Annotated in this window: 22 protein-coding genes and 5 pseudogenes; 12 read left to right on the top strand and 15 right to left on the bottom strand. The window is 60.4% G+C overall.

Annotation, left to right across the window (positions count from 1 at the left end):
- Positions 1-204 precede the first annotated feature (204 nt).
- The gene (locus OKW39_RS27765; protein ID WP_429332129.1) at positions 205-504 is read left to right on the top strand and encodes a transcriptional regulator; all 300 of its coding nucleotides are present in this window, start codon (positions 205-207) and stop codon (positions 502-504) included.
- Between the two features lie 58 nt (positions 505-562).
- Here the strand turns inward: OKW39_RS27765 and moaD are convergent, their stop codons facing one another.
- From moaD to OKW39_RS27740, 5 genes and pseudogenes are all read right to left on the bottom strand, one after another.
- Positions 563-820 (bottom strand): molybdopterin converting factor subunit 1, encoded by a 258-nt coding sequence (gene moaD, locus OKW39_RS27760; protein ID WP_429332130.1) that lies wholly within the window; start codon positions 818-820, stop codon positions 563-565.
- 74 nt (positions 821-894) lie between these two features.
- Positions 895-1980, bottom strand: coding sequence for a GTP 3',8-cyclase MoaA (gene moaA, locus OKW39_RS27755; protein ID WP_429332817.1), 1086 nt, complete (start codon positions 1978-1980; stop codon positions 895-897).
- 505 nt (positions 1981-2485) lie between these two features.
- The gene (locus tag OKW39_RS27750) at positions 2486-3922 is read right to left on the bottom strand and encodes a PLP-dependent aminotransferase family protein (RefSeq protein ID WP_429564099.1); all 1437 of its coding nucleotides are present in this window, start codon (positions 3920-3922) and stop codon (positions 2486-2488) included.
- Positions 3923-4257: 335 nt separating this feature from the next.
- A pseudogene (locus tag OKW39_RS27745) lies at positions 4258-4371 on the bottom strand (hypothetical protein); the annotation flags it as partial.
- Positions 4367-4660 (bottom strand): annotated as a pseudogene (locus OKW39_RS27740) (thiamine pyrophosphate-dependent enzyme); the annotation flags it as partial. The pseudogenes OKW39_RS27740 and OKW39_RS27745, both read right to left, overlap by 5 nt.
- Here OKW39_RS27740 and OKW39_RS27735 point away from each other — a divergent pair.
- Positions 4646-6088: pseudogene (locus OKW39_RS27735) on the top strand (IS1182 family transposase). The pseudogenes OKW39_RS27740 and OKW39_RS27735 sit on opposite strands and share 15 nt — an antisense overlap.
- A gap of 583 nt (positions 6089-6671) precedes the next feature.
- Entirely contained in the window at positions 6672-9080 is a 2409-nt protein-coding gene (locus OKW39_RS27730) for a bifunctional diguanylate cyclase/phosphodiesterase (protein WP_429564098.1), read from the top strand.
- Between the two features lie 377 nt (positions 9081-9457).
- Here the strand turns inward: OKW39_RS27730 and OKW39_RS27725 are convergent, their stop codons facing one another.
- Genes OKW39_RS27725 through OKW39_RS27715 form a run of 3 tightly spaced genes read right to left on the bottom strand, consistent with a single transcriptional unit; the run spans position 9458 to position 13664 of the window.
- Positions 9458-12157 carry a CoA-binding protein gene (locus OKW39_RS27725; RefSeq protein ID WP_429332133.1) on the bottom strand — a complete coding sequence of 900 codons (2700 nt, stop codon included), beginning with the start codon at positions 12155-12157 and terminating at the stop codon, positions 9458-9460.
- Positions 12158-12185: 28 nt separating this feature from the next.
- Entirely contained in the window at positions 12186-13472 is a 1287-nt protein-coding gene (locus OKW39_RS27720) for an ATP citrate lyase citrate-binding domain-containing protein (protein ID WP_429359870.1), read from the bottom strand.
- 27 nt (positions 13473-13499) lie between these two features.
- Entirely contained in the window at positions 13500-13664 is a 165-nt protein-coding gene (locus OKW39_RS27715) for a hypothetical protein (RefSeq protein ID WP_429332135.1), read from the bottom strand.
- Positions 13665-14145: 481 nt separating this feature from the next.
- On the opposite strand from OKW39_RS27715, the gene OKW39_RS27710 reads away from it, so the two are divergent.
- On the top strand, positions 14146-15462 hold the full coding sequence (locus OKW39_RS27710) for an MFS transporter (RefSeq protein WP_429332136.1): 1317 nt from the start codon (positions 14146-14148) through the stop codon (positions 15460-15462).
- Between the two features lie 321 nt (positions 15463-15783).
- Here OKW39_RS27710 and OKW39_RS27705 read toward each other — a convergent pair whose 3' ends face one another.
- The 5 genes and pseudogenes from OKW39_RS27705 to OKW39_RS27685 form a co-directional block, all read right to left on the bottom strand.
- Positions 15784-16329, bottom strand: coding sequence for an SRPBCC family protein (locus OKW39_RS27705; RefSeq protein ID WP_429332137.1), 546 nt, complete (start codon positions 16327-16329; stop codon positions 15784-15786).
- Between the two features lie 282 nt (positions 16330-16611).
- Positions 16612-16863, bottom strand: coding sequence for a DUF1488 domain-containing protein (locus OKW39_RS27700; RefSeq protein ID WP_018425166.1), 252 nt, complete (start codon positions 16861-16863; stop codon positions 16612-16614).
- Positions 16864-17570: 707 nt separating this feature from the next.
- Positions 17571-17843, bottom strand: coding sequence for a hypothetical protein (locus OKW39_RS27695; RefSeq protein ID WP_429332138.1), 273 nt, complete (start codon positions 17841-17843; stop codon positions 17571-17573).
- Positions 17844-17852: 9 nt separating this feature from the next.
- Positions 17853-18074 carry a hypothetical protein gene (locus OKW39_RS27690; protein ID WP_429332139.1) on the bottom strand — a complete coding sequence of 74 codons (222 nt, stop codon included), beginning with the start codon at positions 18072-18074 and terminating at the stop codon, positions 17853-17855.
- A 287-nt stretch (positions 18075-18361) separates the two neighbouring features.
- A pseudogene (locus tag OKW39_RS27685) lies at positions 18362-18715 on the bottom strand (transposase); the annotation flags it as partial.
- Between the two features lie 450 nt (positions 18716-19165).
- Here OKW39_RS27685 and OKW39_RS27680 point away from each other — a divergent pair.
- From OKW39_RS27680 to OKW39_RS27650, 7 genes and pseudogenes are all read left to right on the top strand, one after another.
- Positions 19166-19483 carry a transposase gene (locus OKW39_RS27680; RefSeq protein WP_429564097.1) on the top strand — a complete coding sequence of 106 codons (318 nt, stop codon included), beginning with the start codon at positions 19166-19168 and terminating at the stop codon, positions 19481-19483.
- On the top strand, positions 19480-20121 hold the full coding sequence (locus OKW39_RS27675; RefSeq protein WP_429359869.1) for an IS3 family transposase: 642 nt from the start codon (positions 19480-19482) through the stop codon (positions 20119-20121). The genes OKW39_RS27680 and OKW39_RS27675 overlap by 4 nt, the downstream gene beginning before the upstream one ends.
- Before the next feature lie 66 nt (positions 20122-20187).
- A pseudogene (locus OKW39_RS27670) lies at positions 20188-20445 on the top strand (DJ-1/PfpI family protein); the annotation flags it as partial.
- Between the two features lie 126 nt (positions 20446-20571).
- A complete protein-coding gene (locus tag OKW39_RS27665; RefSeq protein WP_429332142.1) occupies positions 20572-21012 on the top strand; it encodes a zinc-finger-containing protein in 441 nt (146 codons plus the stop codon).
- A gap of 223 nt (positions 21013-21235) precedes the next feature.
- Entirely contained in the window at positions 21236-22294 is a 1059-nt protein-coding gene (locus OKW39_RS27660) for an ABC transporter substrate-binding protein (RefSeq protein ID WP_429332143.1), read from the top strand.
- Between the two features lie 54 nt (positions 22295-22348).
- Positions 22349-22591: an AbrB/MazE/SpoVT family DNA-binding domain-containing protein gene (locus tag OKW39_RS27655; protein ID WP_027803752.1), complete on the top strand. Its 243-nt coding sequence runs from the start codon at positions 22349-22351 to the stop codon at positions 22589-22591.
- Complete coding sequence (locus tag OKW39_RS27650; RefSeq protein ID WP_429564096.1) at positions 22588-23019, top strand: PIN domain-containing protein; 432 nt, start codon at positions 22588-22590, stop codon at positions 23017-23019. Before OKW39_RS27655 ends, OKW39_RS27650 begins: the two co-directional genes overlap by 4 nt.
- A gap of 428 nt (positions 23020-23447) precedes the next feature.
- Here the strand turns inward: OKW39_RS27650 and OKW39_RS27645 are convergent, their stop codons facing one another.
- Both OKW39_RS27645 and OKW39_RS27640 read right to left on the bottom strand, forming a co-directional pair.
- Positions 23448-23828: a type II toxin-antitoxin system VapC family toxin gene (locus tag OKW39_RS27645; RefSeq protein WP_429332145.1), complete on the bottom strand. Its 381-nt coding sequence runs from the start codon at positions 23826-23828 to the stop codon at positions 23448-23450.
- Entirely contained in the window at positions 23825-24031 is a 207-nt protein-coding gene (locus tag OKW39_RS27640; RefSeq protein WP_018420240.1) for a type II toxin-antitoxin system VapB family antitoxin, read from the bottom strand. The genes OKW39_RS27645 and OKW39_RS27640 overlap by 4 nt, the downstream gene beginning before the upstream one ends.
- A gap of 635 nt (positions 24032-24666) precedes the next feature.
- On the opposite strand from OKW39_RS27640, the gene OKW39_RS27635 reads away from it, so the two are divergent.
- Positions 24667-25248, top strand: coding sequence for a hypothetical protein (locus OKW39_RS27635; protein ID WP_429332146.1), 582 nt, complete (start codon positions 24667-24669; stop codon positions 25246-25248).
- Positions 25249-25410: the final 162 nt, after the last annotated feature.

The following is a 25410-nucleotide window of genomic DNA, read 5'->3' as shown; positions in this document are numbered from 1 at the left end:
CCATGCAGCTGATATAAAGTCATTTGTCCCACAACTTCGTATCAGCGCAACGGGGATTACAGTTGGCGCGGAAGTAGATCGAAAACTGTGTCTGCCGGAGCAAGGCGATGCACCGCTAGAATCTCTTCACCGGAATCACTCCGGAGCGATCGGGCGTCCCGCACTCCAGCGACGTCACAACGACGTTGAGCGGAGGGCAATTCGATGAAGGACGATCGGCAAACCGAAGTGGAAAGCGGCACCCTGCACACGCACGACCCTGAGCTTCAACTCGTGGAACTGCTTGTCGAACTCTGGCAGGCGCAGCAGGCGTCACCGGACAAACCATGGTCGCTCGCGAAGCTCAGCAAACGTTCGCAATTACCGATGAGCACGCTCAGGCGCTTGCTGACGGAACTGGGTACGGCGGGCCTCGTCGATGTAACGATTCACCCCGACGGCACCGGCTCCGCGACGCTGACCACGCAGGGCCTCGATCTATGCACCGAACTCTTACCCGCGTGAATGGCTGCCGACGCCGGCGAGCACGGCTTCATTGAGGCCGGTCTGCGGCCGCGCCCCATCAGCCTCCTGTGACAGGAGGAAAGAACGCCACTTCGCAACCGTCGTTGAGCAAGCAGGCATCCGAACCCATGACGCGGTCAACTGCGACACGCACCGGCCGCCCGCCCGCAAACGTGGTTGCTTCCGCCTCGCCGCGCGCGGCCAGTTGCCGGCGAAGATCCGCTACGGTAGTGCCCCTATTCGCGATGTCGACTTCTTCGACGGCGATACCCAACATTTCCCGCACGCCGGCGAAATATCTGACGGTGACTTTCATCGTTTGTCCTGATGCCCGGTTGCGGGCCTGTCTGGATGGTGAGTGAAGCCGTGGCAATTGTGATTCGCATCCGGTCAGCCGCCGACGAGCGACATACGCACCGTCGGGTAGTGCTTTTTCCCCGGCATGGCTCGCTTTTCTTCGCGCAGTTCCGAGTAGCGGTCGCGGCGGCGAGCCCAGACTTCGCGGATCTCGCCGGCGAGGTCGCCGGCGCCGCAGCCGCGGTCCAGCAGCCGTCGCAGATCGAACGATTCGGTGGCGAACAGGCACAGGTACAGCTTGCCGTCCACCGCGACGCGCGCTCGCGTGCAATCCCCGCAAAACGGCTGAGACACGCTCGAAATGAAGCCGACCTTGCCGCCGCCGTCAGCGTAACGGTAGGTCGCGGCAGTATCGCTGCCGCGCGCCGCGGCACGGGGGACGAGCGGGAAGGTCTGCTCGATTTCGCGGCGGGCGTCGGCGGAGGTGAATACGTTGCCCTGCGTCCACGACGCGGCGCCGCCGACGTCCATGAATTCGATAAAGCGCACGGTCACGCCGCTAAACCGGAAATGGCGGGCTATCGGCACGATCTGATGTTCATTGACGCCGCACTCGACGACCGTATTGACCTTCACCGGTGCAAGCCCGACGGCGCACGCTGCTTCGATGCCTTCGAGCACGCGCGCAACGGGAAAATCGACGTCGTTCATGCCCCTGAACAGACGGTCGTCGAGACTGTCGAGGCTGACGGTCACACGCCCGAGTCCGGCCACTTTCAGCGCGCGCGCTTTCGCGGCGAGAAGCGACCCGTTTGTCGTCAGTGCAAGTTCCACGGGGCGGCCATCGCGTGTCGTCATTGCGGCAAGCCTTTCGATCAGGCGTTCGAGGTTCTTGCGCAACAGCGGTTCGCCACCGGTCAGGCGGATCTTTTCGACGCCGAGGTGCACGAAGGCGCCGGCGACCGTGGTGAGTTGCTCGAATGAGAGCCGGGCAGACGAACTGAGGAACGAATAGTCTTTCGTGAACACCTCCTTCGGCATGCAGTATGTGCAGCGGAAGTTGCACTGGTCGATCACCGACAGCCGCAGGTCCTTCAGCGGACGGCCGAGCGCATCGATGCATTCGATGTCGGGCCATGCGGCGGCGCCCGCATCGGTGCGTGAAAGCGGCGAGCGAATCGCGACGGTGTTAGTCTCAGGCAAGCAAACGGTGCTCACGACGATCTCCCTTAAACAAGGCGCGGGCGACGCGGGGAACATCCGTGTCCGCGTCCAGCATAGTGTCAGGATAAGGCCGCGCGGCGCGAGACCTGCATACAGTAGGGTGCCGTTTGAAGGGGTACAGTTCGCGCGCCCGATCCGGCGCGTGCGTCATGCGCAGTCCCGCAGTCCGGCATCGGCCTGCAAAGCGTTGCGTCCTGCCGGTGCGTGTCTGCGCCCGGCGACCTCAGACTGGCTGCGCGCCCGGCCTGCTGGCTGACGATCTGATGGATCGACGCCGGCCCCGCCGAGAACGTATGGATACGGCTCGCGATGTAGACGCGCCGGAGCCGGTACTGGGTCTCGCCGACGGCCTGCCGGATACGCTGCGCGTTTCGCTCGAAGCGTTGGGCCCAGCATTGCATTGAACATTGAACGAAGAGGAGCTTTCGGGACCGCTACAAGCGTAACATCCGCTGCGCGCTCAGGCAGCCTCGCGCATACACGCAGCCGCAAGCTTGCCGAGCTTCACCACCGCGCCTTCGATTTGCGGCGACCACGCGTAGCTGTAATTGAGTCGAATAAAGTTGCTGTAGCTGTTGGAAGTCGAAAACATATACCCCGGCCCGATCGTGATGCCGTTTTCCAGCGCGAGCTGATACAGCCTCATCGAGTCGATCTGCGGCGGCAACTCGACCCACAGCACGTAGCCGCCAGCAGGATGCGACGTTCTCGTCCCTTCTGGAAAGAACCGGTTGACGACCGCACGCATCAGGTTCGCCTGCTGCGTGAAGACCTTGCGGACTCTGCGCAGATGGTGTTCGTAGCCGTCGTTCTCCAGATACTCGGCGATCGCCAGTTGTGGAATCGACGGCGTAGTGAGCGTGTTGAGAAACTTCAGCTTCTCGACCTGCTGGCGGTAACGCCCCGGTAGCGCCCAGCCGATCCGGAATGCCGGCGTCAGGCTCTTCGAAAACGACGCGCAGTGCAGCACCAGCCCTTTCGTGTCGTAAGCCTTTAGCGCGCCGGGATGCGCGTCGCCGAAATACAGTTCGTGATAGACGTCGTTTTCGATAATCGGCACACCGTGGCGCGTCATCAGCTCGACCAGTTCGCGCTTCTTTTCGTCCGGCATCTGGAAGCCGAGCGGATTCTGGAAGTTCGGCATCACCATGCAGGCGGCGATCCGTTGCTTCTCCATGATCCGCGCCAGCGCGCCGACGTCGATACCAGTGCGCGGGTCCGTCGCGACTTCGATCGCGCGCATCCCCATCCGCTCGATCGCGTGCAGCATCGCGTAGAAAGTCGGCGATTCGACGGCCACCGTTTCGCCCGGTTTGCCGACCGCCTGCAGGCACAGATTGATCGCCTCCGTCGCGCCGACAGTCACAACGATTTCGTTCGGGTCGATCGACGCCCCGTTCTCAAGATAGCGCCGGGCGATCTGCCGGATCAGCTCAGGATCGCCTGGCGGCAATTCGGACGTCACGCCCCATTGGGTCTGGCGGCGCGCGATCGCGTAAGCGTAGCGATTGATCTTATGAAACGGGAACAGCGATGGGTCCGGATACGGCGAACCGAGCGGAATCGCGTCGTCGGCGCCGATCGAGCGCAAGGTCGACAGCACGAGGCGGCTTACGTCCACCCGTGCAGAAACCGCAAGCGGCGTCGACGCATTCAGTTCGAGCGCGGCACCGCGGTGCGTGCCGCTCGCATCGGAGCGCACGAAATAGCCGGACTGCGGACGGCTCTCGATGACGCCCTTGCTCTCTAGCAGCAGATACGCGCGGATGACCGTGGTGATGCTCAGCCGGTGATGCCGGCCCGTTTGCCGGACCGATGGAATGCGCTCGCCGGTCCGGAGGACACCACGGTGCATCTGCTCTTCGATGTCTTTCGCCAACTTTTCGTATAGCTTCACCTCTCCCCCGATCGTCGAACGCAGTTTGCCCGTCGCGGCCCGCGCGCCGTTTTCGCGCACAGTGTCATGGATTCGTCTGCCGCGTTAAAGCTGTACTCTTTCTAACCCTGCCGATGTGTGCGTTCAGCGCATGACTGAACGCTTTTAATCAACCCAAAAGCCTTCTGCCAAATGTGATCGAATTCATTGCTTGCCGTGAAAGACGGTGGGGTCATCAGCCTACTTCCGTTGAGTGACCACTGTTGGGGACTCTTACAGTAATGTCCGCTCTGGGTTTGCTATGCGGAGAGTTGGGTAGTGCGCCATGCAGCTGACCTAAAGTCACTTTCCCACAACTATCTCAAGTTGTAGAACGCCGACTTGCCCGGGTAGCTGGAGCTATCGCCGAGATCTTCCTCGATACGCAGCAGCTGGTTGTACTTCGAGATACGGTCGCTACGCGACAGCGAGCATCGCCTGCGCTTTTTGCAGCGCCGGCTTCAGCTCTTCCGGCTTGAACACGCGAATCGCCTTGCAGCCGAGACCTTCGGCGACGGCGACGTGATCGACGCCATAGCCGTTCATCTCCGGCGAGTTGATGTTCTCGAAGCCGAGCTGCACGCAGAAGTCCATGTCGAACGCGCGCTGCGCCTGGCGAATCAGCCCGAGGTACGAGTTGTTCACGACGACATGCACGTACGGCAGCTTGAATTGCGCGCCGGCCGCGAGCTCCTCGATCATGAACTGGAAGTCGTAGTCGGCCTGAGAGAGCAGGTCGCACTACTTCCCGAATGCGTCGATGACTACATTGGACAGGACAACCCCGTCAGGGTCATCAATGCCTTTGTCGACGAACTGGACCTTGCGGAACTTGGTTTCAATGGCATCATGCCGGCGCTCACGGGCCGCCCGTCCTATCATCCTGGCGCGATGCTCAGGATCTATATCTACGGGTATCTGAACCGTGTGCCTTCGAGTCGGCGTCTCGAGCGCGAATGCCAGCGTAATGTCGAACTGATGTGGCTGACAGGACGTCTGGCACCAGACTTCAAGACGATCGCCGACTTTCGCCGCGACAACGGCCCAGCCATTCGCAACGTATGCCGACGTTTCGTCGAACTGTGTCGTGGACTGAAGCTGCTGTCCAGTGACATGGTGGCGATCGACGGCAGCAAGTTCAAGGCTGTGAACAGCCGTGACAGGAACTACACGGCCGGCAAGATCGACAAGCGTCAGCAGCAGATTGAGGAAAGTGTTCAGCGATATCTTGACCTGATTGAAACCGCAGACCGGACCAGCCGGACAGGTTTCGACGTGAAGACCGTGCGCCTGTACGATAAGATCGCTCTGTTGCGCCAGCGGATGCGTGAGCTCGAGCAAATCAAAGCGCAGCGCTGAAGAAAGAACCGGACGGACAGCTGTCGCTTACCGACCCGGATTCTCGTTCCATGACCAGCAGTGGCAAACGAACCGGAACGGTCGGCTACAACGTTCAGGCCGCCGTGGACACGAAACATCACCTGATTGTTGAGCACGAGGTAACGAATACCGGAAGCGATCACGGGCAACTCAGCAGGATGGCTTTATCGACGAAGAACGCAATGGGCAAGCCGAAGCTAAAGGCATTGGCCGATCGAGGTTACTTCAGTGGTCCAGATATCCGTGCGTGCGAACTGGCAGGGGTCAAAGCGTATGTCCCGAAACCACTGACTTCGGCATCAAGGATGAAGGGCCTCTTTACCAAGCGAGACTTTGTCTACATCGCGAAGAGCGATGAATATCGATGCCCCGCTGGCGAGCGTGCAATTCGTCGATTCACGACTGTTGAGCATGACATGACTCTGCAGGTCTAACTGGCCCAGTGCCTGCCCGCGCTGCCATTTCAGGGAGAGATGTTCTCCCAGCGACTATCGTCGCATTCGACGATGGGAACACGAACACGTACTGGAAGCCATGCAGCATCGGCTTGAGCGGAAACCGGATGCAATGACCATCCGCAGAAGTACCGTTGAGCATGTATTCGGTACACTCAAGCACTGGATGGGTGCCACGCACTTCCTGACCCGCACGCTTGGAAGAGTGAGCACTGAAATGAGTCTTCAGGTACTGGCCTACAACCTGAAGCGGGTCATGAATATACTTGGCGTTGCCGGGGCGATAAAGGCGATGAGGACGGCTGAAAGCTAAGGCCCCGAGGGGCTTCTTTGCGCTTGAGACGTTACGTTAGCGCGAACCCGATCTACCAATCCCTATTAACCGGACGCGTGAACTGGCCTTCGGCGATAAGAAATCTGTTTTCGCACGCCCTCGGCCGATTTGGGACCCGCAGGCAAGATTCGACGCGGTCGGTCAAGCTTTACAAAACGATGTTCGTGATCACCATTTTGGCTAACCATTCCAAACCGAACGGTTGTCACGAAACTCCTGCCTCGCTGCGCACCACCGGCCGAAAGCACAGCAGGTCGTCCAGACATGTCCGTCTGGAACGGTGACGGCTAATTGGACAGGGAGAAGGGATCCGATCGAAAGGAAAGGAATGGCTCGGGCGGCCTCCCGGACCGCCAGCCTTCGTCGTGCCCGTCCTGCGAGCCCGGTTGTCGCCAGGAAACCATCGAACAGGCCAAGGGTAAAGATTTTGCCAAACGTGTCGATATAACGAGGAAGGTGTCGCCCGATCACGAATTCATCTGCAGGGACGTTCGTCCTCCGCCTGTACCTGCAGTATCGGGCTCGCCAGTTCAAGGTATCATTCCGTCGAACTGGAGAGCGCGTGCTAACGAAGCGCTTGTTTGTCTTCGCACTTAAGCCCAGGCTTTCCCGAGCATTTCTGAAGAACATGATTCGAGTCGCAAGCTCCTTTGTCACAAGACCGGCCCTGTTCATTTTCGCTGGGATTGCAATCACGCTCGCGACCACCGGCGTCACGGTAGTCTCGCTGTACGAAATGAGACTGGACGCGATGGCACAGGCGCGCGATGCCGCACAAAACCTCGTGATCTCCCTGCAAAAGGAGACGGAGCGTAATCTCGACATCTATCAACTCGCCATGCGCGATGTCGTGACAAGTATCGAGACGCCCAGCATTTACCGTCTTCCCCCAGAAGTCCGGCAGCTCGTCGCTTTCAGCACGGCTAGCAATGCGAAAGAACTGGGCGCATTGTTCGCGACAGATGCAGCAGGCAATTTGATTCTCGACTCCCGTTCCGTTCCGCCGCGCAAGCTCAATGTGAGCGAGCGGGATTACTTTCAGGTTCAGCGACAGAAAAAAGATGCTGGCTTGTACCTCAGCAAGCCTTTCCTACCGCGCGCAGGCGATCGGGAACAACCGCAGATCGCATTGAGCCGGCGACGTGAGGATAAAGACGGCCAGTTCGCGGGCATTGTCGCCGGTACACTTCGGCTAAGCTATTTCCGCCGGTTGTTCGAAGACTCAATACTCGGTCAGCACGGGACCATTACGCTGCTGCGCACGGACGGGACGGTCCTGGTGCGGCAACCGCATCACAAGGACGATATCGGCAGTTCGCTCGCTGGCGGCCATTCGTTTCCACCACTCGTGCAATCGGATCACGGAACGTACGTCGACATTGCGGTACTCGACCACGTTGAGCGGCTGTACAGCTTCAGGCGGATTGGCCGCTACCCACTGGTCCTCGTCGTCGGCTTCGCGACTGGGGACATCTACGCAGGATGGCGCAAACGAGCAATTGCCATCGGCATCGTCACTTTCGTTCTCGATGTGCTCTTCATCACGTTGTCACTGATGTTCAGCGGACAATTGCGCAAGAGACTGGCAATGGAACGCCAATTGCATAGACTCGCGTGGTTCGACTCGTTAACGGGCTTGCCTAACCGGGCGCAACTCCGGAGAGACGCACTCCGCGTCCTGACGGACGCCGGCCGGAATTCGTCGAGTTTCGCAACGCTGTTTATCGATCTGGACCGTTTCAAGCGCATCAACGACACACAGGGGCATGCCGCCGGCGACGAAGTGTTGAGCGAGATCGCAAGTCGTCTTCGGGGTCATGTCCGGGGTCAGGACGTGATCGGCCGGCTCGGCGGAGACGAGTTTCTCGCCATATTGCAGAACTGCGACGTACTTGGGGCCACCCACATAGCCGGACGCATTCTGCAAGCGGTAGATCAGCCTATCGTCATCAACTCCAAGCATGACAGTAGCATCACGATCAGTGCCAGCATCGGCATCTCACTCTATCCGCACGACGGACAGGACAGCGATACCCTGCTGAGAAACGCGGACATGGCGATGTACCAGGCGAAGAGCGCGGGACGTAACCAGGTGCATTTCTACGCTCCCGAGTATGAGCGCCAGGCCAAAGAACATCTCGAGCTGGAAATCGCGCTGCAACGAGCCTTGAAAGCAAGTGCACTGAGTGTCGTCTACCAGCTCAAGGTCGATGTGACTGGAGGGCTGCGCGGTGTCGAGGCCTTGGTGCGCTGGTACAGCGATAAGCAAGGGTTCATTCCGCCGGATCGCTTCATCGCCGTCGCGGAAGAAAGCGGTCTGATCGCAGAGGTGGATGCATGGGTGCTCGGCGAGGCCTGCCGCCAACTTGCCGAGTGGCGCTCAGGTGGCATCGACGTGCCGAACATTTCCGTGAATGTCTGTGCCGCCGACTTCAGGCGGCCAGATTACCCCGCCTTTATCGCGCGCACTCTGCGGGCTCATGGCCTGGATCCTGAAGACCTGATCCTGGAAATGACCGAGCGAGTCATGTTTGATGAGTCGGCCGATGACATTCGCACGTCGCTCGATGCGATACATGCCCTGGGAATAGCGCTGTCGATAGACGACTTCGGTACGGGCTACTCGTCCCTGAGCTACCTCCACCGGTTCCCCGTCAAAGAACTGAAGATTGACAAAAGCTTCGTGCGGGATATCGGGGGCGACGCAATGGCAGAGTCTCTGGCACAGACTGTAATGAACATTGGCAACGTGCTAAAACTGACTGTTGTCGCTGAAGGCGTGGAAACGCAAACGCAGCGCGACTTTCTGAGCGACCATGGCTGCCATTTGTATCAAGGACATCTTTTCTCGCCGCCGTTGCCGCCGGAGGGTTTTGCGCTCTGGATACAAGCGCATCGGCAGCGAACGTACACACGCGGACCAACCAGTGCTCACATTTTGATGGAAAGCCTAAGCGCGCAGGTAAGCTAATTCGACGACCGACGTTATGACCGTTTAGCGGGTATCGTGACAATGCCGTCTGACGTGATGACGGTGCCGTCACGCCCGCGTGGTGATGTCCTGTTCGACCGGGGGCGGCTATCGCGAAGGATCTGGCTCGATACTGCTTCTGGACTCAGCCGCCAACACGGACATCGATTTCGGCGCGACGCTCTGTCGCCGAACTCCTGTTTGCCCCTACGTTCGTCGCATTGCCAAACTGACGCGAGAAGCCCTCACAGATCGGCTCTACCTGCCAGTGGACAAACTGCTGCGCATCGGCCGTCGGCACGCCCAATGCAGCGAAGACGGCGTGTCGAAGCCAATCAATGGGGCCGGTCGATGCGTGATTTGTCAGCCATGGTCGATCAAGCGACGAAAACGCACTGCGACGCCGGCGTGCGCGTGTCCATATTGCGGCCGCGGTTCATGTGGTCGTCGACTTCGGCGGCACAGCCGAGCATGCGCGGATAAAGGAAGATCGTGAAGGCCGCCGTCTCGAGTGCCGCTCCGGTATAAGCGCCGTTGCGATACGGCAGCCACAGCATCTTCAGCAGCAGCGCGGCAATCACCGCGTCGATATTGACGCAGTAAACGTTGCGCGAAACGCCTGCATCGAACAAGGTCTGAACCAGGGTACCGTAGAACTCGTGGAAGACGTTGTATTCATTGCGCCCGGCCATCAGCTCACGAATGAAGACCTCGCGCGGATCGTGATTGACCGGCTTGTCCTTGAATACCGGGTGATTGACGCCAGGAATTTTCTGGATGTCGAGGCTTCCGGTGTTCTTTTTGTTTGACTTGTAGCGGGCATACGCCTCGACATACTTCAAGGCTAGCGCCTTCAGGTCAATGCCATGGTTAGGATCACCAGGATCAACAAGGCCCGTATCCTTGAACTGCTCGATCAGGAAAGCGATCCCCTCGTAGCCGTTGCCACCGTGGGTGTACCCGGTGTGGGCCAGGAACCCGACGAGGCCCTTGTTGAGCTGCACTCGCTCGGGGTCCTCGGGACCATCGGCGGAGACCGCGCCCTTGGCGCCCTGGGCCGAGATCGTGCCGGGTCCGTTGGACAGCAGCAGCCCCACCAGCACCTGAAACGCAAACAGGTCGGCCGGCTGCGGCGCGAAGCCAAGCAGCGCGACGAACGCTACCTCGCTGATCGGCCGTTTCTCGAGGACATCGGTCATCGCTATGCCGCAGAAGCTGTCGGCCTGGTGCTGGTCCGCGCTGACCGACGCGCCGATCAGGGTACCAAACAGACGCAACCACCACGGCAGGCTTTCGACAGTCAGCCGCGACACGCGCTTGCGCATCAGTGGCCCCCAGGCCAGGGTGGCGCTGATCGCAGCGAGCACGGCATCCGCAGTAGGATGGCCTGGCAATGCTTGCAGGTAACGCACGAAGACTGACCTGGCGCCTCTGGCGCGCAGGCCCTCGAGCAGCGCCTCTGCACCGGCATCGGGCGTAGCGCCGACGAAGAGGCCCGGGTCGTCGATGCGAATCGCGCTCAGGTCGAAACTTTCGTCCAGCGCATCGCTCACGCCGGCCGCCGCAAAGGCGTCGATCAGCACCCGCGTAGCCTGCCTCGCCGTGCCCTGGCAGCGCGGCCCAAGGATGCTGGCGGCAGCGGCCAGCACGGTGTTCGGCGCGTTGCCGGCCTCGCGCGCGGCCTGTGCCGCGGCCAGTGCCGGGTGGCCGTGCAGGTTGAGGCCGGCGCCGATGGCGACGTTGATCAGGCGCCGGTCGTTCTCGCCGCCGGGCTCGTGCAGCAGCGCGAGGCTGACGTTGGCTTCCAGCGGATACTGCGCGGCGTCGAGCATCGACACGCCGTACAGGCTCGTGACCTGGGTCCTGGCGTCCATCTGCGACGCGCCCGAGGCGTCCTTCATTGTCTGGCGTGGCGGTACCGCGCCGATCTGCCGGTTCAGGGCTGCGATTTGCTCGTTATACGGGGCGCTGGCCTCGACGACGGGCAAGTCGAGCTCGGGCGTCAACGTCAGCCCGTGGCTCGCGCCGAACCACGGCTTGAGTGCGAGATTGCCCTCGGAGGCGAAGTCGGGCCGGCAGGCGTTCTCGCCCATCACCGCAGTCAGTGCGGCCGGGATATGGGCGATGTTGGTGACGAGCGCCCCCTTGGCCGAGAACACGGGATGCTCCGGTGTGAAGATGCCGTCCACGCCGAATTTGTCCATGAACCAGCCTTCCTTGCTGAGCGCGTCGTCGGCACCACCGGCCATCGCGCCCGCATGCCCGACCGCGCGGGTCAGCTTGGACTTCCAGCGCCCGACCACGCATGCCACCACCGGCTTGGTGAAGTTGGCATCAAGCTCGTAGTAGCCGCCGGGTTCGACATAGAGCACGGCCGCCTTGCTGCGTGCATCGTTGGACAACGCAAAGGCGAACTCGGGTGCCGCAAAGTGGATATAGACGTCCTTGCCGCAGGAAATCGAGGTGGTGGTGCCCCAGCCGGCCATGCGCAGATAGGTTGCAATGGTGGTGGTGAAGTTGCCCGAGTTGGAGAAGATCGCAATCGACCCACGGCGCAGTGCTTCCTCCGGATGATCGCCGCCCAGTGCCCCGCCGATGCGCACCAGGTTCCACGCATCGGCCACGCCCAGGCTGTTGCCGCCGAAGATGTCGATGCCGTTGGACTGCCCCATCGCGCGAATTTCGCGCGAGTCGTGCACCGCCAGCTTCTCAGTGACGATGAAGATCTTCTTCAGATCCGGATTGACCCGGATCAGTTCGGCCACGCCGTCACGCGCCGCCGCCGGCGGCAGGTAGATCACGCCGCAGTTGAAGCGGTGGCCGTCGTTGATGCCTTCGAGCACGTTGTTGTAGACCGGCACTTTGCCGAGTGCCGTCTCCAGCGCCTGGCCGCGCTTGCCAGGCGCCGTGCCGAACACCACGTTGCCGCCCGAATACACATGGCCCACCGGCGTCACGTCGCTCGACTCGCCACCGAGGATGTTGAGTACGCAAACCCGGTCTTCGCGCGTGGCCACCTGGGTGAGAGAACTGATGCCGACGAAATATTTGAAATCACCTACGCCTTGCTTGTACATGACACGCTCCTTATGCGCGGGGCGACCTTCAGGCGGCCTGATTCGGCGCGATGCCGAGCCGCGCGGCGATCTGCTCGCGACCGCCGGCTTTCATCCATGCATCGACCTTCTTCGCATACAGAACGACCTCGCTCATGTCGGAGTCGAAGCCGAAGAAACGGTAGGGCAGGCCTAGCGCATCGAGCGTGTCGCGCATTGCGCCCATGCCGCGCACCAGGTTCGGCCCGCCGCGGCCGACCACCACGTAGAGCGGGGTCGCGCCATGCTGGCTGAAGTGCTCGCGCAGCGCGTCGGCCATGGCGCGGAAGGTCTCGAAGATGTCCGTGTTGTTCGACTTGCCACCAATGATAAACAGCACATTGCTCTGTTTGATCCAGTGCTTGAAACAGATGCGCGCCACCTCCTTCATCTTCTCGTAGGGCGGGTTGCCGCCGAAGTCCGAGGAGATGATGGCGTCGTCGCCCAGCATCTGGGTGACGAGCGAGTTCGCCCCGCCACCGAAGGTCGGCGCGAGGATGGTGCCCTCCGCGTTGATCACGTAGACGTCGCTCTGGCCCTGGTAGGTTCGCAGCTGGTTGATCTCCTGCTCGAAGTCCGAGTAGTCGACCGCAAACAGGCTCGCCGGCAGGTTCAGCCGGCGCCAGCGCGGGTCGTCGCGATCGAAGCCACATTTGAAGTCGCAGGCCACCGGCGTCATGCGCCCCTTCCTGTCCTCGCGCATGCGGATCGGATTCAATTCCAGCGTGGTCATGCCGTAGTCGTGGTACAGCTCCCACAGCTTGGGCAGATGCTGCACCAGCGGCGAGATGATCTGCCGCGGCGCCCCCAGCGCGGACAGCGCATTGGCCACGACGAAGGCCTTCAGTCCGGTGAGCGGATCGAAGGGCACCTGCGCCACCTGGCTCCTGTCGAGTTCCTCGATGTCGATGCCGCCGTGGTGAGTCAGCGTCATCGTCGGCGCACGGAAATGCGTCGAGTCTGTGATCGAGAAGTAGACCTCGTGCTCGGCGGGCACACCGGCCTCGAAGGTGACACCGTTGGCCTTGGCCACCGTGTTGCCGATGCGGTGCTCGACAAAGTACAGCCGTTCCTTTTCCTTCAATGCGGTCTTCAGGTCAGCAGCCTTGCCGATCAGCCCGGACTTGCCCTTCTTGCCGACACCCCCCTTGAAGACCGGCTTGATGAACACCAGGCCGTACTTGTCGATCAGTGCGCGGATCTCTTCTTCGCTCGCGTCGGGCCCGAGCACCTCAGTGGTCGGGAAGTCGACAAACTGGAGCATTTTGGCTCCGTGCAGCATGCCTGTGACTTGCATGATCACCTCGCAGTGGAGAAGCGCTGGTTAGACATAGCGCGACAGGAGAATCAGCACGGTCGTGACGGTAATCGCCCCGCCGATCCGGGTCGCCATCGGGCGAACGGGACGGAGGTACTCGTCGCAGACGCGGTTGGCGATCGACCGATAAGTCTGCTTATACAGCTCGCTATCGACTTTCTGGATTGTCAAAGACACGCCTCATGCATGCCGTGACCGCTGAACGGGTTGTCCGCAGCCTGGCTGAAGTCCGCACTCAATAGCATCGTGCGCGTAGCATTCAGAGCGTAGCACGGCGTGCGCAGCGCGGATAGCGTGTCTACCCCTACCGTACCGTCGTCAAACGCCCCCTCTTGCGCGTTGCCTGTACGCGCCTCCGCACGAGTTTGCGCGGAAGATTGCGGCGGCAATAGCGAAAGTTCGTGTCGAGAAGTATGCTGAATATGCATGGTCACCGTTCATGGTGCGCTCCCCAGACGCAATGGCATCTACCGCGGCGCGGCGTTACTGAAATCGGCAATCGAAAAGCGACAGAAGAGCGGTGCACAGGTGGGATCGGATTGACGCTGTTAGCGGTTCGTTTTCAAAGTGCGGTGCCGTCAGGTCGGCAAGGTAAATGCTCCGGACCTGCCGGCTCACAAGCCAGACAGACAAACGCAAGGAGACAGTAATCATGGACCCTTCAACCAGCATGGTGGCAGACGCACCCAGACCGCCCCGCTCCAAGGTCGGCGCCGTTTTGCGCGTCACCAGCGGTAACTTCCTCGAACAGTTCGACTTCTTTCTGTTTGGCTTTTACGCCACCTACATTTCGAAGGTGTTTTTTCCGTCGAGCAGCGAGTTCGCCTCGCTGATGTTGACGTTCGCCGTGTTCGGCGCGGGCTTTCTGATGCGGCCGTTAGGCGCCATCGTGCTTGGCGCCTACATCGACGAAGTCGGCCGTCGCAAGGGCCTGATCGTGACGCTGTCGCTCATGGCGAGTGGCACGATACTTATCGCCGCGGTCCCCGGCTACGCGACGATCGGCATGCTGGCGCCGGCACTGGTGCTGATCGGCCGGCTGCTACAGGGCTTCTCGGCTGGCGCCGAACTGGGCGGCGTGTCGGTCTACCTGGCGGAAATGGCGACGCCAGGCCACAAGGGCTTTTATACGAGCTGGCAGTCGGCAAGCCAGCAGGTCGCAATTGTAGTTGCAGCGGGGCTCGGCTATGGACTCCACAGCTGGATGTCCGCGGCGAATATCGGTGAGTGGGGCTGGCGCATCCCGTTCTTTATCGGCTGCGCGATCGTACCGTTCCTGTTCGTGTTGCGCCGTTCGCTACAGGAAACCGAGGAGTTCAAAGCGAGGCAGCACCATCCGAAGACAAAGGAAGTCCTCGCGACGATGATGGAGAACTGGCAAATCGTGTTCGCCGGCATGCTGCTGGTTGCGATGACGACCACCACGTTCTATCTGATTACCGTCTACACGCCGACGTTCGGCCGGGCCGTCCTGAAACTCAGCACCGCCGACAGTCTCGTCGTTACGCTGTGCGTTGGCGTTTCCAATTTCATCTGGCTGCCGATTGGCGGTGCGCTGTCTGATCGTATCGGACGCCGGCCGCTTCTGATAGCGATCACGGTGCTTGCCGTTTTCACCTCCTATCCGGCGCTTTCGTGGCTGGCCGCGGCGCCGAGCTTTCTCCGGATGCTGATCGTCCTGCAGTGGCTCTCGTTCTTCTTCGGCATCTACAACGGGGCAATGGTCGTCGCGCTGACCGAAGTGATGCCGGTAAATGTCCGCGTGGCAGGGTTTTCGCTGGCATACAGTCTCGCGACGGCGCTCTTCGGCGGATTTACACCTGCGGTGTCGACATTTCTGATTGAGGTCACGCATGACAAGGCTGCACCGGGATACTGGATGAGCTTCGCGGCGATGTGCGGGTTGGTCGCGACGCTTGTGCTGTATCGTCGCGGTGGCGCGGTGGAACGTTCGGCGAAAGTGGTTTGACGGTAGCCGGTAGCTGAGGCGATAGACGTCATTCCCGGTGCCCGGCGTCGAAGTGGTCTCTGATGCCCCTGACGCGCACGGAACCTGGCAGTCGTACTTTCGATTTTCCGACGCTGTAAACGGCGGCCAAGGCGGGCGGTCATTCGGTAGCGAGGGACGACTATCTCTTCATGGCCGCGCGCTGACTCGGAACCGGTTTCGCATATGGGGCGCCCCTCTTGCGCTTCGATGGCCCTCACGAATGGCCGCTGGCAGACTTGTACCCAAGGATTCAGTCTGGTCGTGAAAACGCCACGTAGTAACGCCAGCCGAGCGACGTTGCTAATGCTGCGGTGACGCTTCCACAAGGCTCTTAAGTCGCAAGACTGCCGTATCCGATTCAGATTGAATCCGCGCGCGCAGCACGGACCAGTTCAATATCGCGAACCACAACGACGGCGCGCGATAGGTGAATTCACGTTCGAAACGGGTTCCGCTCACGGTCGATGTCAGCGAATAAGTGACGGTGCCGGCCGGTCTGCCGTCAATCGTTCCTGCTATCACCCACTTGCTCGGACGCACACGTGCCGCGACTGTCCACACAACGCGGCCGCGCCTGCCCGCCACCCTGAATTCCTCCGTCACCTGCTCGCCCACATCGAGCGAATGGTCCACCGAACCGCTGACCGCGAGCGATGACGGATGCCAGACTGGCCAGTGAGCCGGCGTCGTGACATAGTCGAACACGACCGTGGGAGGGCGCTGTATCGACGCAACCGTAACGATGCGCGTGTCGAACCCGATCCGCTGCGGCAACGGGATAAAGAGCACCGCGATGGCGGCGAGCACCGCGAACACTGCGGTGACGCCCCGCGTACGGGTTTTCATAGCGCCTCGTACTCTTCGCTGTCACAGGCGAAGCTATTTTACGGCGGAGTGGTAGGGACGGCGATCGGCGGCACCCGACCCACTATCTATATCGGGTCGATTGCTGTTCTAGACGCGGCCAAGGGATCAATGGATCTTTCGAGGCTTCATCGCATAAGTTTCTCGAAGCAAGTCGACGCGAGCGTGCGCTTTCTCCTGCATCCTCGCCTTGAGCGCAATCCTCTGCGGATGCCTGCGCGCCCGATGCGGCGGGTGTGTCGCTCGCGGCCTGCCCAGGCTTCTTCAGTGCAGCGTGTAGAGTGTCTGCGGCCCCTCGGCATAGAGGGTCATGGCGACCTTCAGGATCTCATTGCGATTCCGGTCGAAGGAGGCCAGCACCTCGGCTTCGTCAGTCCCGAGGGCGGAGTCGAAATGCTTCAGTACGCGGTCTTCCACAAAGAAGGTAATCTCGCGTGCTTTGTCGTATCCCCAGAACCACACGCCATGCCTGATCCCATCATAGCTGCGGCTGGGATTGGAAAAACTGAGTGCCATGTGTTGTCCTTCGTTCTACGCCTTGGATAGACCGGGTTGCACGCTCACTACCTGCGCGGAGCGCTCCCGCTAGTGCGGATCGCCTTTCATGCTTTCGGCTTCCATCGCGGCATGCAATTCCTCGTACGCCTCGATTGGTTCCATGTTCTGATCGACGAACGCCCTGCCGACCACCTACGCTGGCGTCACGCTCGCAGATCCATGCAAACGCCCACTGCTGGCCAACCTCGATCGCCTCGTCTTCAGTGTCGAACCAGGCGAGATGACGCTCGATGTGCATTTCACTGTCAACATCTTCGTCGGGCGATATGCGGACCAGCCGCGCATGTGCGAAAAATTTCCCAAGGGAAAAATCCGGGGTCGAGTCAATGATCCACCCACGGTATCCGCACTTCATGATTACCTCCGATACTCAGGCTAATCGGGATTGGAAAGGCAAAGCATAGATGCATCCGGTCGTAATCGCTAAACCTCCTTGCTGGGCAGAAGTACGCATGGCACCCGCGCCTCGTCAACTGGACAGACTTCATCTCGGACTTCAGATACTGTTATAGACCTTCGGCGACCCGGCGGCGATTTCAACTAGTCGAGACAGGCAAGACCCGGTCATCAACAGACTTTCGAGGACTTGTGGCAGACGGCCGCAAGCTCTGCGTATAGCGAACGTTCACGCTATGGCAAAGGGTAGAGCAGGGGTTAGCGATGGGTTAGCGAGGCTGCTGGCCAAAAAGATCATCGACGATTTTTCGCGCAGCGCTGTAACCGCCCATCACGGCGTCGGCCTCCGTGGCGAACGGCCGACCGCTGGCCTCACCGAAACGCAACGGAGAAAATACGGCGACGGCCGTGCCTGACTGAAAAATCGTGACTATAGCCACGAAGCCCCGTTGTTTGGCGGGACCGGCTTTTTGCTGCCAGCGAAAGTCGGATTCGACTGCCACGGTAAGGGTGAACCCGTGATATTCATAGGTACGATTCATGGCCCACCCTCAATTGTGATGTCGGCACTCTTGGGCGCCTGGCATGGCTTCCAGCCGTGAACAGATGGCCGTGAATTCGCTGCTCGTCGCACGCGACAATCCGATCTGTACTTCGTCGAGCGCAGGGTCATCTTCCGACTGCTGGACGATGAACTGTTTGACCCTGACGTTACCGGAGCCCAGGGCGGTGTTGACGCTGTCGAGCGTTACAGTGCCGTGCTCCGCAACCATGCATGGACGCCCCCGGTTTGCCAAGCTTTCTTTTCATGACGGCTTGAAGGAAATGATTGCAGCCATGCATCCGGACTTTGATGTCAGGCGCATGCCTGCCTGTCCCTGATGGAATCCGCTGGTCGAGTCCCAATCAGTTGGGCGCACTGGAATCGTGCGTTGGTTGCGTCGGGTTTGATCGACCACGGTCTGACCTGTCTTGCCATCACTGCTTGATCGCCTGAGCAATCGGTGGTTTGAATCTCCCTTGCTTGATTGCTGTTTTCGGATTCGGGCGGCCGGTTCGGCTACGCGGCCGCCTTGACGGTCGTGTAGTCGGGTCGGAACTCGCGGTCGCGGGCAAGCATTGCCCAGACGATGCGCGCATTCTTGTTGGCCAGCGCAACGGCAGCCACATTGGGATTTCGCCGCGCCAGGAGGGCTCCCAGCCAGCCGTCGACCTTATCCTTCTTGCGCCGGAAGGCGCAAATCACTGAGCGCGCGCCGTGGATCAGCAGCGTACGCAGGTACGTGTCGCCTCGCTTGCTGATGCCCAGCAACACGTTCTTGCCGCCACTGGAGTTCTGCCGCGGCACAAGGCCTATCCATGCCGCCAATTGACGTGCGTTGTCGAAGTTCTTCGCATCGCTCACCAGCGCGATTGCTTCGTATCCGTCAGCGCATCCCGTCTTGAGCGCACGTACGCGCGGTGCGAACGCGTAGCCATCGTAACGACGGAGCGATGCGATGGAGAACACCACGGGAGAGACTGTATCGACGGGCTCGCGTCGATGCGCGAACGCATGACCTCATCGCACCACTGATCGAGAATTTGCCCGCCCAGGCAGGTGACTCGTAGTCCCAGAACTGCTGGAAGTATTTCTTGAAGAGATAGGCCCGCACGCTTTTGAGCGACCCGCTCAAGAAATTCGCTCGCACAGTTCGCAATCACCGGGAACTCCTGCGCAACTATTTCCGGGCACGAAAGGAGTTTCTCCAGTGGCATCGTTGAAGGGCTGAACAACAAGGCCAAAGTCACCATGAGAAAAGCGTACGGGTGAAGTTGACCCGCAAAAACGGACATCTATCCTTTGGAGAAGGAGGTGCCGATTATGGCCAAGCATCGTACCCCGTACCCGGCGGAATTTCGGGCGCAAATGGTCGGGCTGGTGAAGGCCGGACACAGGCCGGAGGAACTGGAAAAGGAGTTCGAGCCGACTGCACAGACCATCTACAACTGGGTGGCGCAGGCTGATCGCGACACAGGTGTGCGGCATGACGGTCTGACCACAGCCGAACGCCAGGAGCTCACACGGTTGCGTCGCGAAGTCCGGCAACTGAAGATGGAGCGCGACATACTCTCTCACGCGGCAGCCTGGTTCGCGAGGGAGACGGGATCCATTCCACCGAAGGGGGGTACGGATTCATGAAAGCGAACCGGGCCCGCTGGCCCATCGCGATGATGGCACGGCTGCTCGGCGTCTCGACGAGCGGCTATTACACATGGCTGGTGCGGGAGCCCGCGATGCGCACGCGTAGCGATGCGCAACTGCTCGCGCATATCCGCACGCTCCATGCAAGCTCGCGCGGCACGTATGGGGCACCGCGTATTCATGCGCAACTCGCGCGCGAAGGCATACACGTGGGGCGCAAGCGGGTGGCGCGCCTCATGCGTATGGCGGGTCTGTGCGGGGCAAGCCGGCGGCGCTGGCCGCGCACCACACGGCCACGCGCAGGCGCCCGGCGTGCGCCTGATCTGGTGCGCCGGCACTTCAGTGCCGAGGCGACAAACGTGCTGTGGGTCGCAGACGCGACCTATGTACCCACGGGTGAAGGATTCCTCTATCTGGCGGTTGTGCTGGATGTATTCAGCCGTCGCGTCGTCGGCTGGGCGATGTCCAGCCATCTGTACACCGAACTGATGTTGCGGGCGTTTGACATGGCGTTGCAGCAGCGACGCCATGACGGTGTGATTCTACATTCCGATCAAGGCTGTCGGCTCGCGGGAAGATTTTCAGTCTGCGGGGGCAACAATCACCGGCCAACGATTGCCCGATCAATTCGCTGAATTCGTTTTCCTGATCAACGCGTTAGATCACTTTTGGCGAAAATTTTACGAATCCCGGCCGACCCTCTGGTTCGCGACGGCAATCTGATTACGGGCGGTGGCGTGACGGCGGGCATCGACTTCGGCTTGACCGTGGCTGCCGAACTGACGGGCGTCGAAGAGGCGCAGGCGATTCAGCTCGAACTCGAATATGCGCCGGCGCCGCCGTTCGACGCGAGCGATCCGGCGCTGGCGCCGCAAGCGGTGGTGGAACTGGTCCGGCAACGGTCGGCTGAAGGCCTGGCCGCGCGGCGCCGGATAGTGATGGAAATCGCGCAGAGATAGGCTACCTAATCGCGAGCCTTGCATACGGTTGGTGCGGGCCTTCCATTAAACTGTATGGCTCTACCCCTTGTCCGCCAGCCGGATCGATGCGATGAAGTCCTGCAAATTTGCCCGGGAGCCCTTCCGATGCGCGTAGGCAAGCCCGTCAAGGCCCTGCCGCAGCCGTCATGCGACTACTGCGGCAACCGCGCATTGCTCGCGCGTTACGGCGACGAGTCGTACCCGTATCGCAGCGATCAAGGGCTGCGGTGGATCTGCACTTCGTGTCAGGCGTGGATCGGCGTTTATTCGCGCAGCAAGCACAACCTGCGGCTCGGCCGCCTTGCCGATGCAACGTTGCGCGAGGCGAAGAGCAAGCTGCACGATGCGCTTGAACCGCTCGTTGCCGGGAAGCTGCGCCGCGATGGCGTCAACGCGTTCGAAGCCCGCGCGAAGGCGACCCGGTGGGTTGCAACCGAGCTTGGCTTCGATTCTGTTCCAGCGAGCATTCACGCGTTCACGCCCGAGCAGTGCGAGCAGGCGTTGCGTTATGTCGAGGCTTTTATCGAGGCTCGGCGTGCGCGATAGCTAGCGCGATGTCCCCCAGCCGATCAGTTCGTTCCGTTCCTTCCAATATCCGCGCCATTCCAGCTTTCCCGCGGCTTTCCACCGCCACCAAAAAGTGCCATTGAATCTACTTTTTGTGTAGGGACGCCTGTCCCGTCCTCCCCTATTCTTACGCCATCGAGACGACACGTCCTAGGCTGCGACCCGTATCCCGCAGCCCGCGACGAATAATCCACAGGAGAGGATGTTGACCAAGAAAGTCCCGCTCAAGATCGCGATCGCTGAGCATCCGCACACGTCGGCCATTCGTAACGGGTCCATCCCTATCGAAGGCGTCGACGCCGACTTCGTCACCGCGAAGCCGCAAATCGGCGCGTTCCGCCGCATGGTGCGCGACGTCGAATTCGACGTTTGCGAACTCGCACCGACCACCTACATCATCGCGCGTGCTTATGGCGCGCCGTTCGTCGGCTTGCCGATCTTCGTCGTGCGGCGTTTTCATCACGGCGGTCTGCTGGTGCGTCCCGACGCGGGCATCAACACGCCGAAGGACCTGGAAGGCAAAAAGGTCGGCGTGCGCGCCTATTCGGTCACGACCGGCGTGTGGACACGTCAGGTGCTCATCGATGAGTTCGGTCTCGACTCGTCGAAGGTGACGTGGGTCGTCGACGACGAAGAGCACGTGACGCAATTGAAGCTGCCGTCGAACGTCGTGCATGCGCCGCAAGGCAGCTCGCTCGCGCAGATGATGGCGTCGGGCGAACTGTCGGCCGGATTTGCCGCAGCCGCCGGTATCGGCCGCACCGGCGCGCCGACGGGTGGCTGGCAGGAAGTCGAGGCCGATTACCCGGATCTGCTGCCGAACGCGACCGAACTCGAAACCGAGTACTACGCGCGCACCGGCGTGTATCCGATGCACGGCACGATCGTCGTCAAGGACTCGGTGCTCGCTGCGCATCCGTGGATTGCGAAATCGCTGTTCGATGCCTTCGCGCAGGCGAAAAAAGAATGGCTCGAGCGTCTCGATGCGGGTGAGGCGACGAGCGCAAGCGACAAGAAGTATCTCGAACTGCGCAAGATCGTCGGTCACGATCCGCTGCCGTACGGTCTGCAGGAAAACCTGCAGACGATCGAAACCCTCGAAGCGACCGCGTTCAAGCAGGGTCTCACGCCGCGCCGCATGTCGATCGACGAGCTGGGGGCGGTATGCCGTTGGGCTCGCCAAAGCATAAGCCTGCGCTTGGGAGCGACGTGCACGGATAGTCGCCCGCGAGGCAATCATCAGAACCGTCTTCGCACTTGAAAAGTATTGGGTTGGATATACAATACGGTTTATGTATATCTACCGGAGATAATGATGCAAGTCGCTAAATGGGGCAACAGCCTTGCCGTCCGGCTGCCCGCGAGCGTCGTCGATGCACTGGGTTTGAAGGAGGGCGACGACATTGAGATCTATGCCGAACAATCCGGCGCGTTCTCGGTCAGCAAAAGGCCGACCGTCGCTGAGCGGATCGAGCGCCTGCGCAAGTACCGCGGACGACTGCCTGCCGACTTCAAGTTCGATCGGGAATCGCTCAGCGAAAGGGGAAACGCTGAATGACGGTTGAGGCACCGGCGCGATTTGCCGTCGATAGCAATGTGATTGCCTATCTGTTCTCCAGCGACGCCGCGAAGGCTGACCGGGCCGAGGCGCTGGTGGTGCAGGGAACTCCGATGCCCGTCATCAGCACGCAGGTAATGAACGAGATTACGCTCGTCATGAGCCGGAAAATGGGGCTCTCGTGGCCGGAAATCAACGTTCTCCTGGGCGATGTGGAGGAGTTCTGCGAGATCGTGCCACTGACGCTTGAAGTCCACAAGGAAGCACGCCGTATCGCCGAACACTACGGATTCAGGTTCTACGATTCGTGCATCATCGCCTTCGCTTTGCTTGAAGATTGCGAAGTACTCTACAGCGAAGATATGCAACACGGCCAGGTCATCTTCGACCGGCTGACGGTGGTCAATTCGTTCCGATCACCCAGTTGACCGCCGTCTAATTCGTCATCGGGCGTTGCACGGTTTGTAGCGGCGACGCTTTTTCCATCCGGCGCGGCGAACTGCTGCGCCAGGAAACGGTCGACCGTCCATATCCACGCGCCGCTGTTCAGCTCGCAGAATTCCTTGCGCGAGCCGGTGAAGCGATTCGGCTCGCTCGTACCGACGCATGAACGTGGCGGCCACGACCGCAAAAATGAGACCGCCTGCCCTCCGCTTGAGCACTGACTTGACATAATGTAATTGGCGAATTTTCATTAGTAAAACTAAGTAGCGTGCGGTATATAAAATCCACTTGCAGACCGGAGAAGCGTCGTGAGGATCTGCTTAGGTGGGTGAGCTGTAAGACCGCAGGTTGTTGCACAACGATAGCGCTGATCCTGGAAAGTGCCGAATGACGTGCCTGGTGGATGACGTGCCTAGTGCATGTCATGCATGTGCGCGATGCCGAGTTCACCGGCGAGCTGGGCGAGTCGTTTGTCCAAGGTCCAAAGTGACGCACCGGGAGTCATCAAAGTTGACGCAAGCAGCGTAAGGTCGCTGCTGCCGCAGCCTCGACCATAAATTTGTCTTGCCTCGATCAACTCCATCACCTCGGTCCATGTCGCGTGCGTCGCATGTTGCAGCAGCCCGATGTCGTGGAGCGTACGTGCGCGGGGTGCAGGCGGAGTGCCGCAGGCGAGTTCAACAAGCACGACTGGATGTGTGAGCGCCTGATCGCTGGTGATCAGCTGGGTAAGTCTCATATTCGCGCGACGGAAATGATCAACCCACACAGATGTATCGATGAGGACGCTCATTGAGCCGCAGGCTCCGAGCGGCGCCGCGGGATGTCGGGCATACCGGGCTCGGTGCCACCCAGGGACGCCAGACGCTTACCAGCCTGAACGCGAACAAACGTCTGCATCGCCACCCGAAACAGGTCGGCCTTATCCATGTCAGGGTCGGCGAGCTCAAGAGCGCGCTCGTAAAGGTTGTCGTCGATCGTAACAGTGGTTCGCATTTTGATGACTCCCGGTTGATGCTGAATCGCATCAATTATAGCATCAAATATTTAACGCTTCTGAAGCAGGCCGCACGGAGTGTCGAGGGGACTGGACTGCGTCGGAGGACTATTCCGCCATGGCACCCCGTTATACCTATTGCCGTGAGCCTGTCCCAGCATGGGGCGACAGAGCAGCGAAGAAGGACGGCGCTATGCCTCTCGAACGTTGGCGCCTTCGGACCGTGATTCATGGCTGTAGCTGGCGCTAGCCGGCCATCCACGGCCGTTTGCGCGCCCCTGTCAAGTGGACATTCGAACGTCGGCTTCGCTCAGGTAACCGACCTTCCTCGAAAATTATGTTCGATGCGTCCCTCGCTTTTTACCAACTTTCGCAACAGCGCTTTCAGAAACCCATAACGGAAGCGTAAAACCCGTGATCGTTCCGGTAATTTGCGGCCAGGACTGCTGAGGTGCGTTCAACAATTAGGGATGGATTCATTTCGTATACCGGTTGGCCGTAAACCGGGCATGTGCGTCGTTGCACCGTCAAGCCGCGTGGGTCAAGCCCGCGCTGAGGACATGAAGATGACGCGCTCACCTACCGTTCTGTAGCTGACCCGACCATATCAACGAAACTGACGATCAAGCTTCCCGTGGCGTTCGCAGCCTCGCTATTTCCGATGATCGCCGGTGCGATGTACGGACTTCATTCGCAGGATCAGTCGATTACGGCATACCACACCGTTGTCCGCGATAACGTCGCCAACGAACGGGTAGTCACCAGCATACTGGTGACATTCAAGATGCAGGTTCAGGAGTGGAAGGACATTTTGCTGCGCGGGAAGAACCCCGCGAAGCTCACGAGCGGATGGGCGGCTTTCGAGCAGCAGGAGCGTTCCGTCCACGAGCAGACCGCCATGCTGCTGGCGAAACTGGGCGACGGCAGGAGCCGTAAGTTGATGGAGCAGTTCGCCACTGCACATTCGATCATGGGTGCGGGTTACAGAAAGGGGCTTGAAGCCTTCAAGGCGGCAGGTTTCGATACCTCCGTGGGGCGCAGTATGCGTGCCGGTGTTCTGCGTCGGACTGTCGCCAGTCGATGCTGGCGGACGTCGCTTGAGCGAGGCGCTTCAGGAAGCGGTGGGGGCGCAGCGATGTCCCCGCAGGCGGCGATTATCCCGCGCAGGAGTTCGATGGCATTGTCAGCGTCGGCGCGGGGGCGGTTTTCATCTTGATGTGCTAAAAGCCGCATCGCTACAACGGAATGCATCTGGTGAAGCGCCAGGCGCAAATGCGAAAAAGCAGTTGTCGCTGGATCTGAACGGGGCGGGCTGATTTCGAAGCCAACGACGGCATGGTTGGCACAAGCAAGGGAGGTGTCTTATGCGACAGCGGAA

The organism is Paraburkholderia sp. MM6662-R1, from assembly GCF_050436245.1.
Taxonomy (GTDB): domain Bacteria; phylum Pseudomonadota; class Gammaproteobacteria; order Burkholderiales; family Burkholderiaceae; genus Paraburkholderia; species Paraburkholderia tuberum.
Note: the sequence above shows the minus strand (reverse complement) of the source record. Positions and strands in the feature narration are given on the sequence as shown.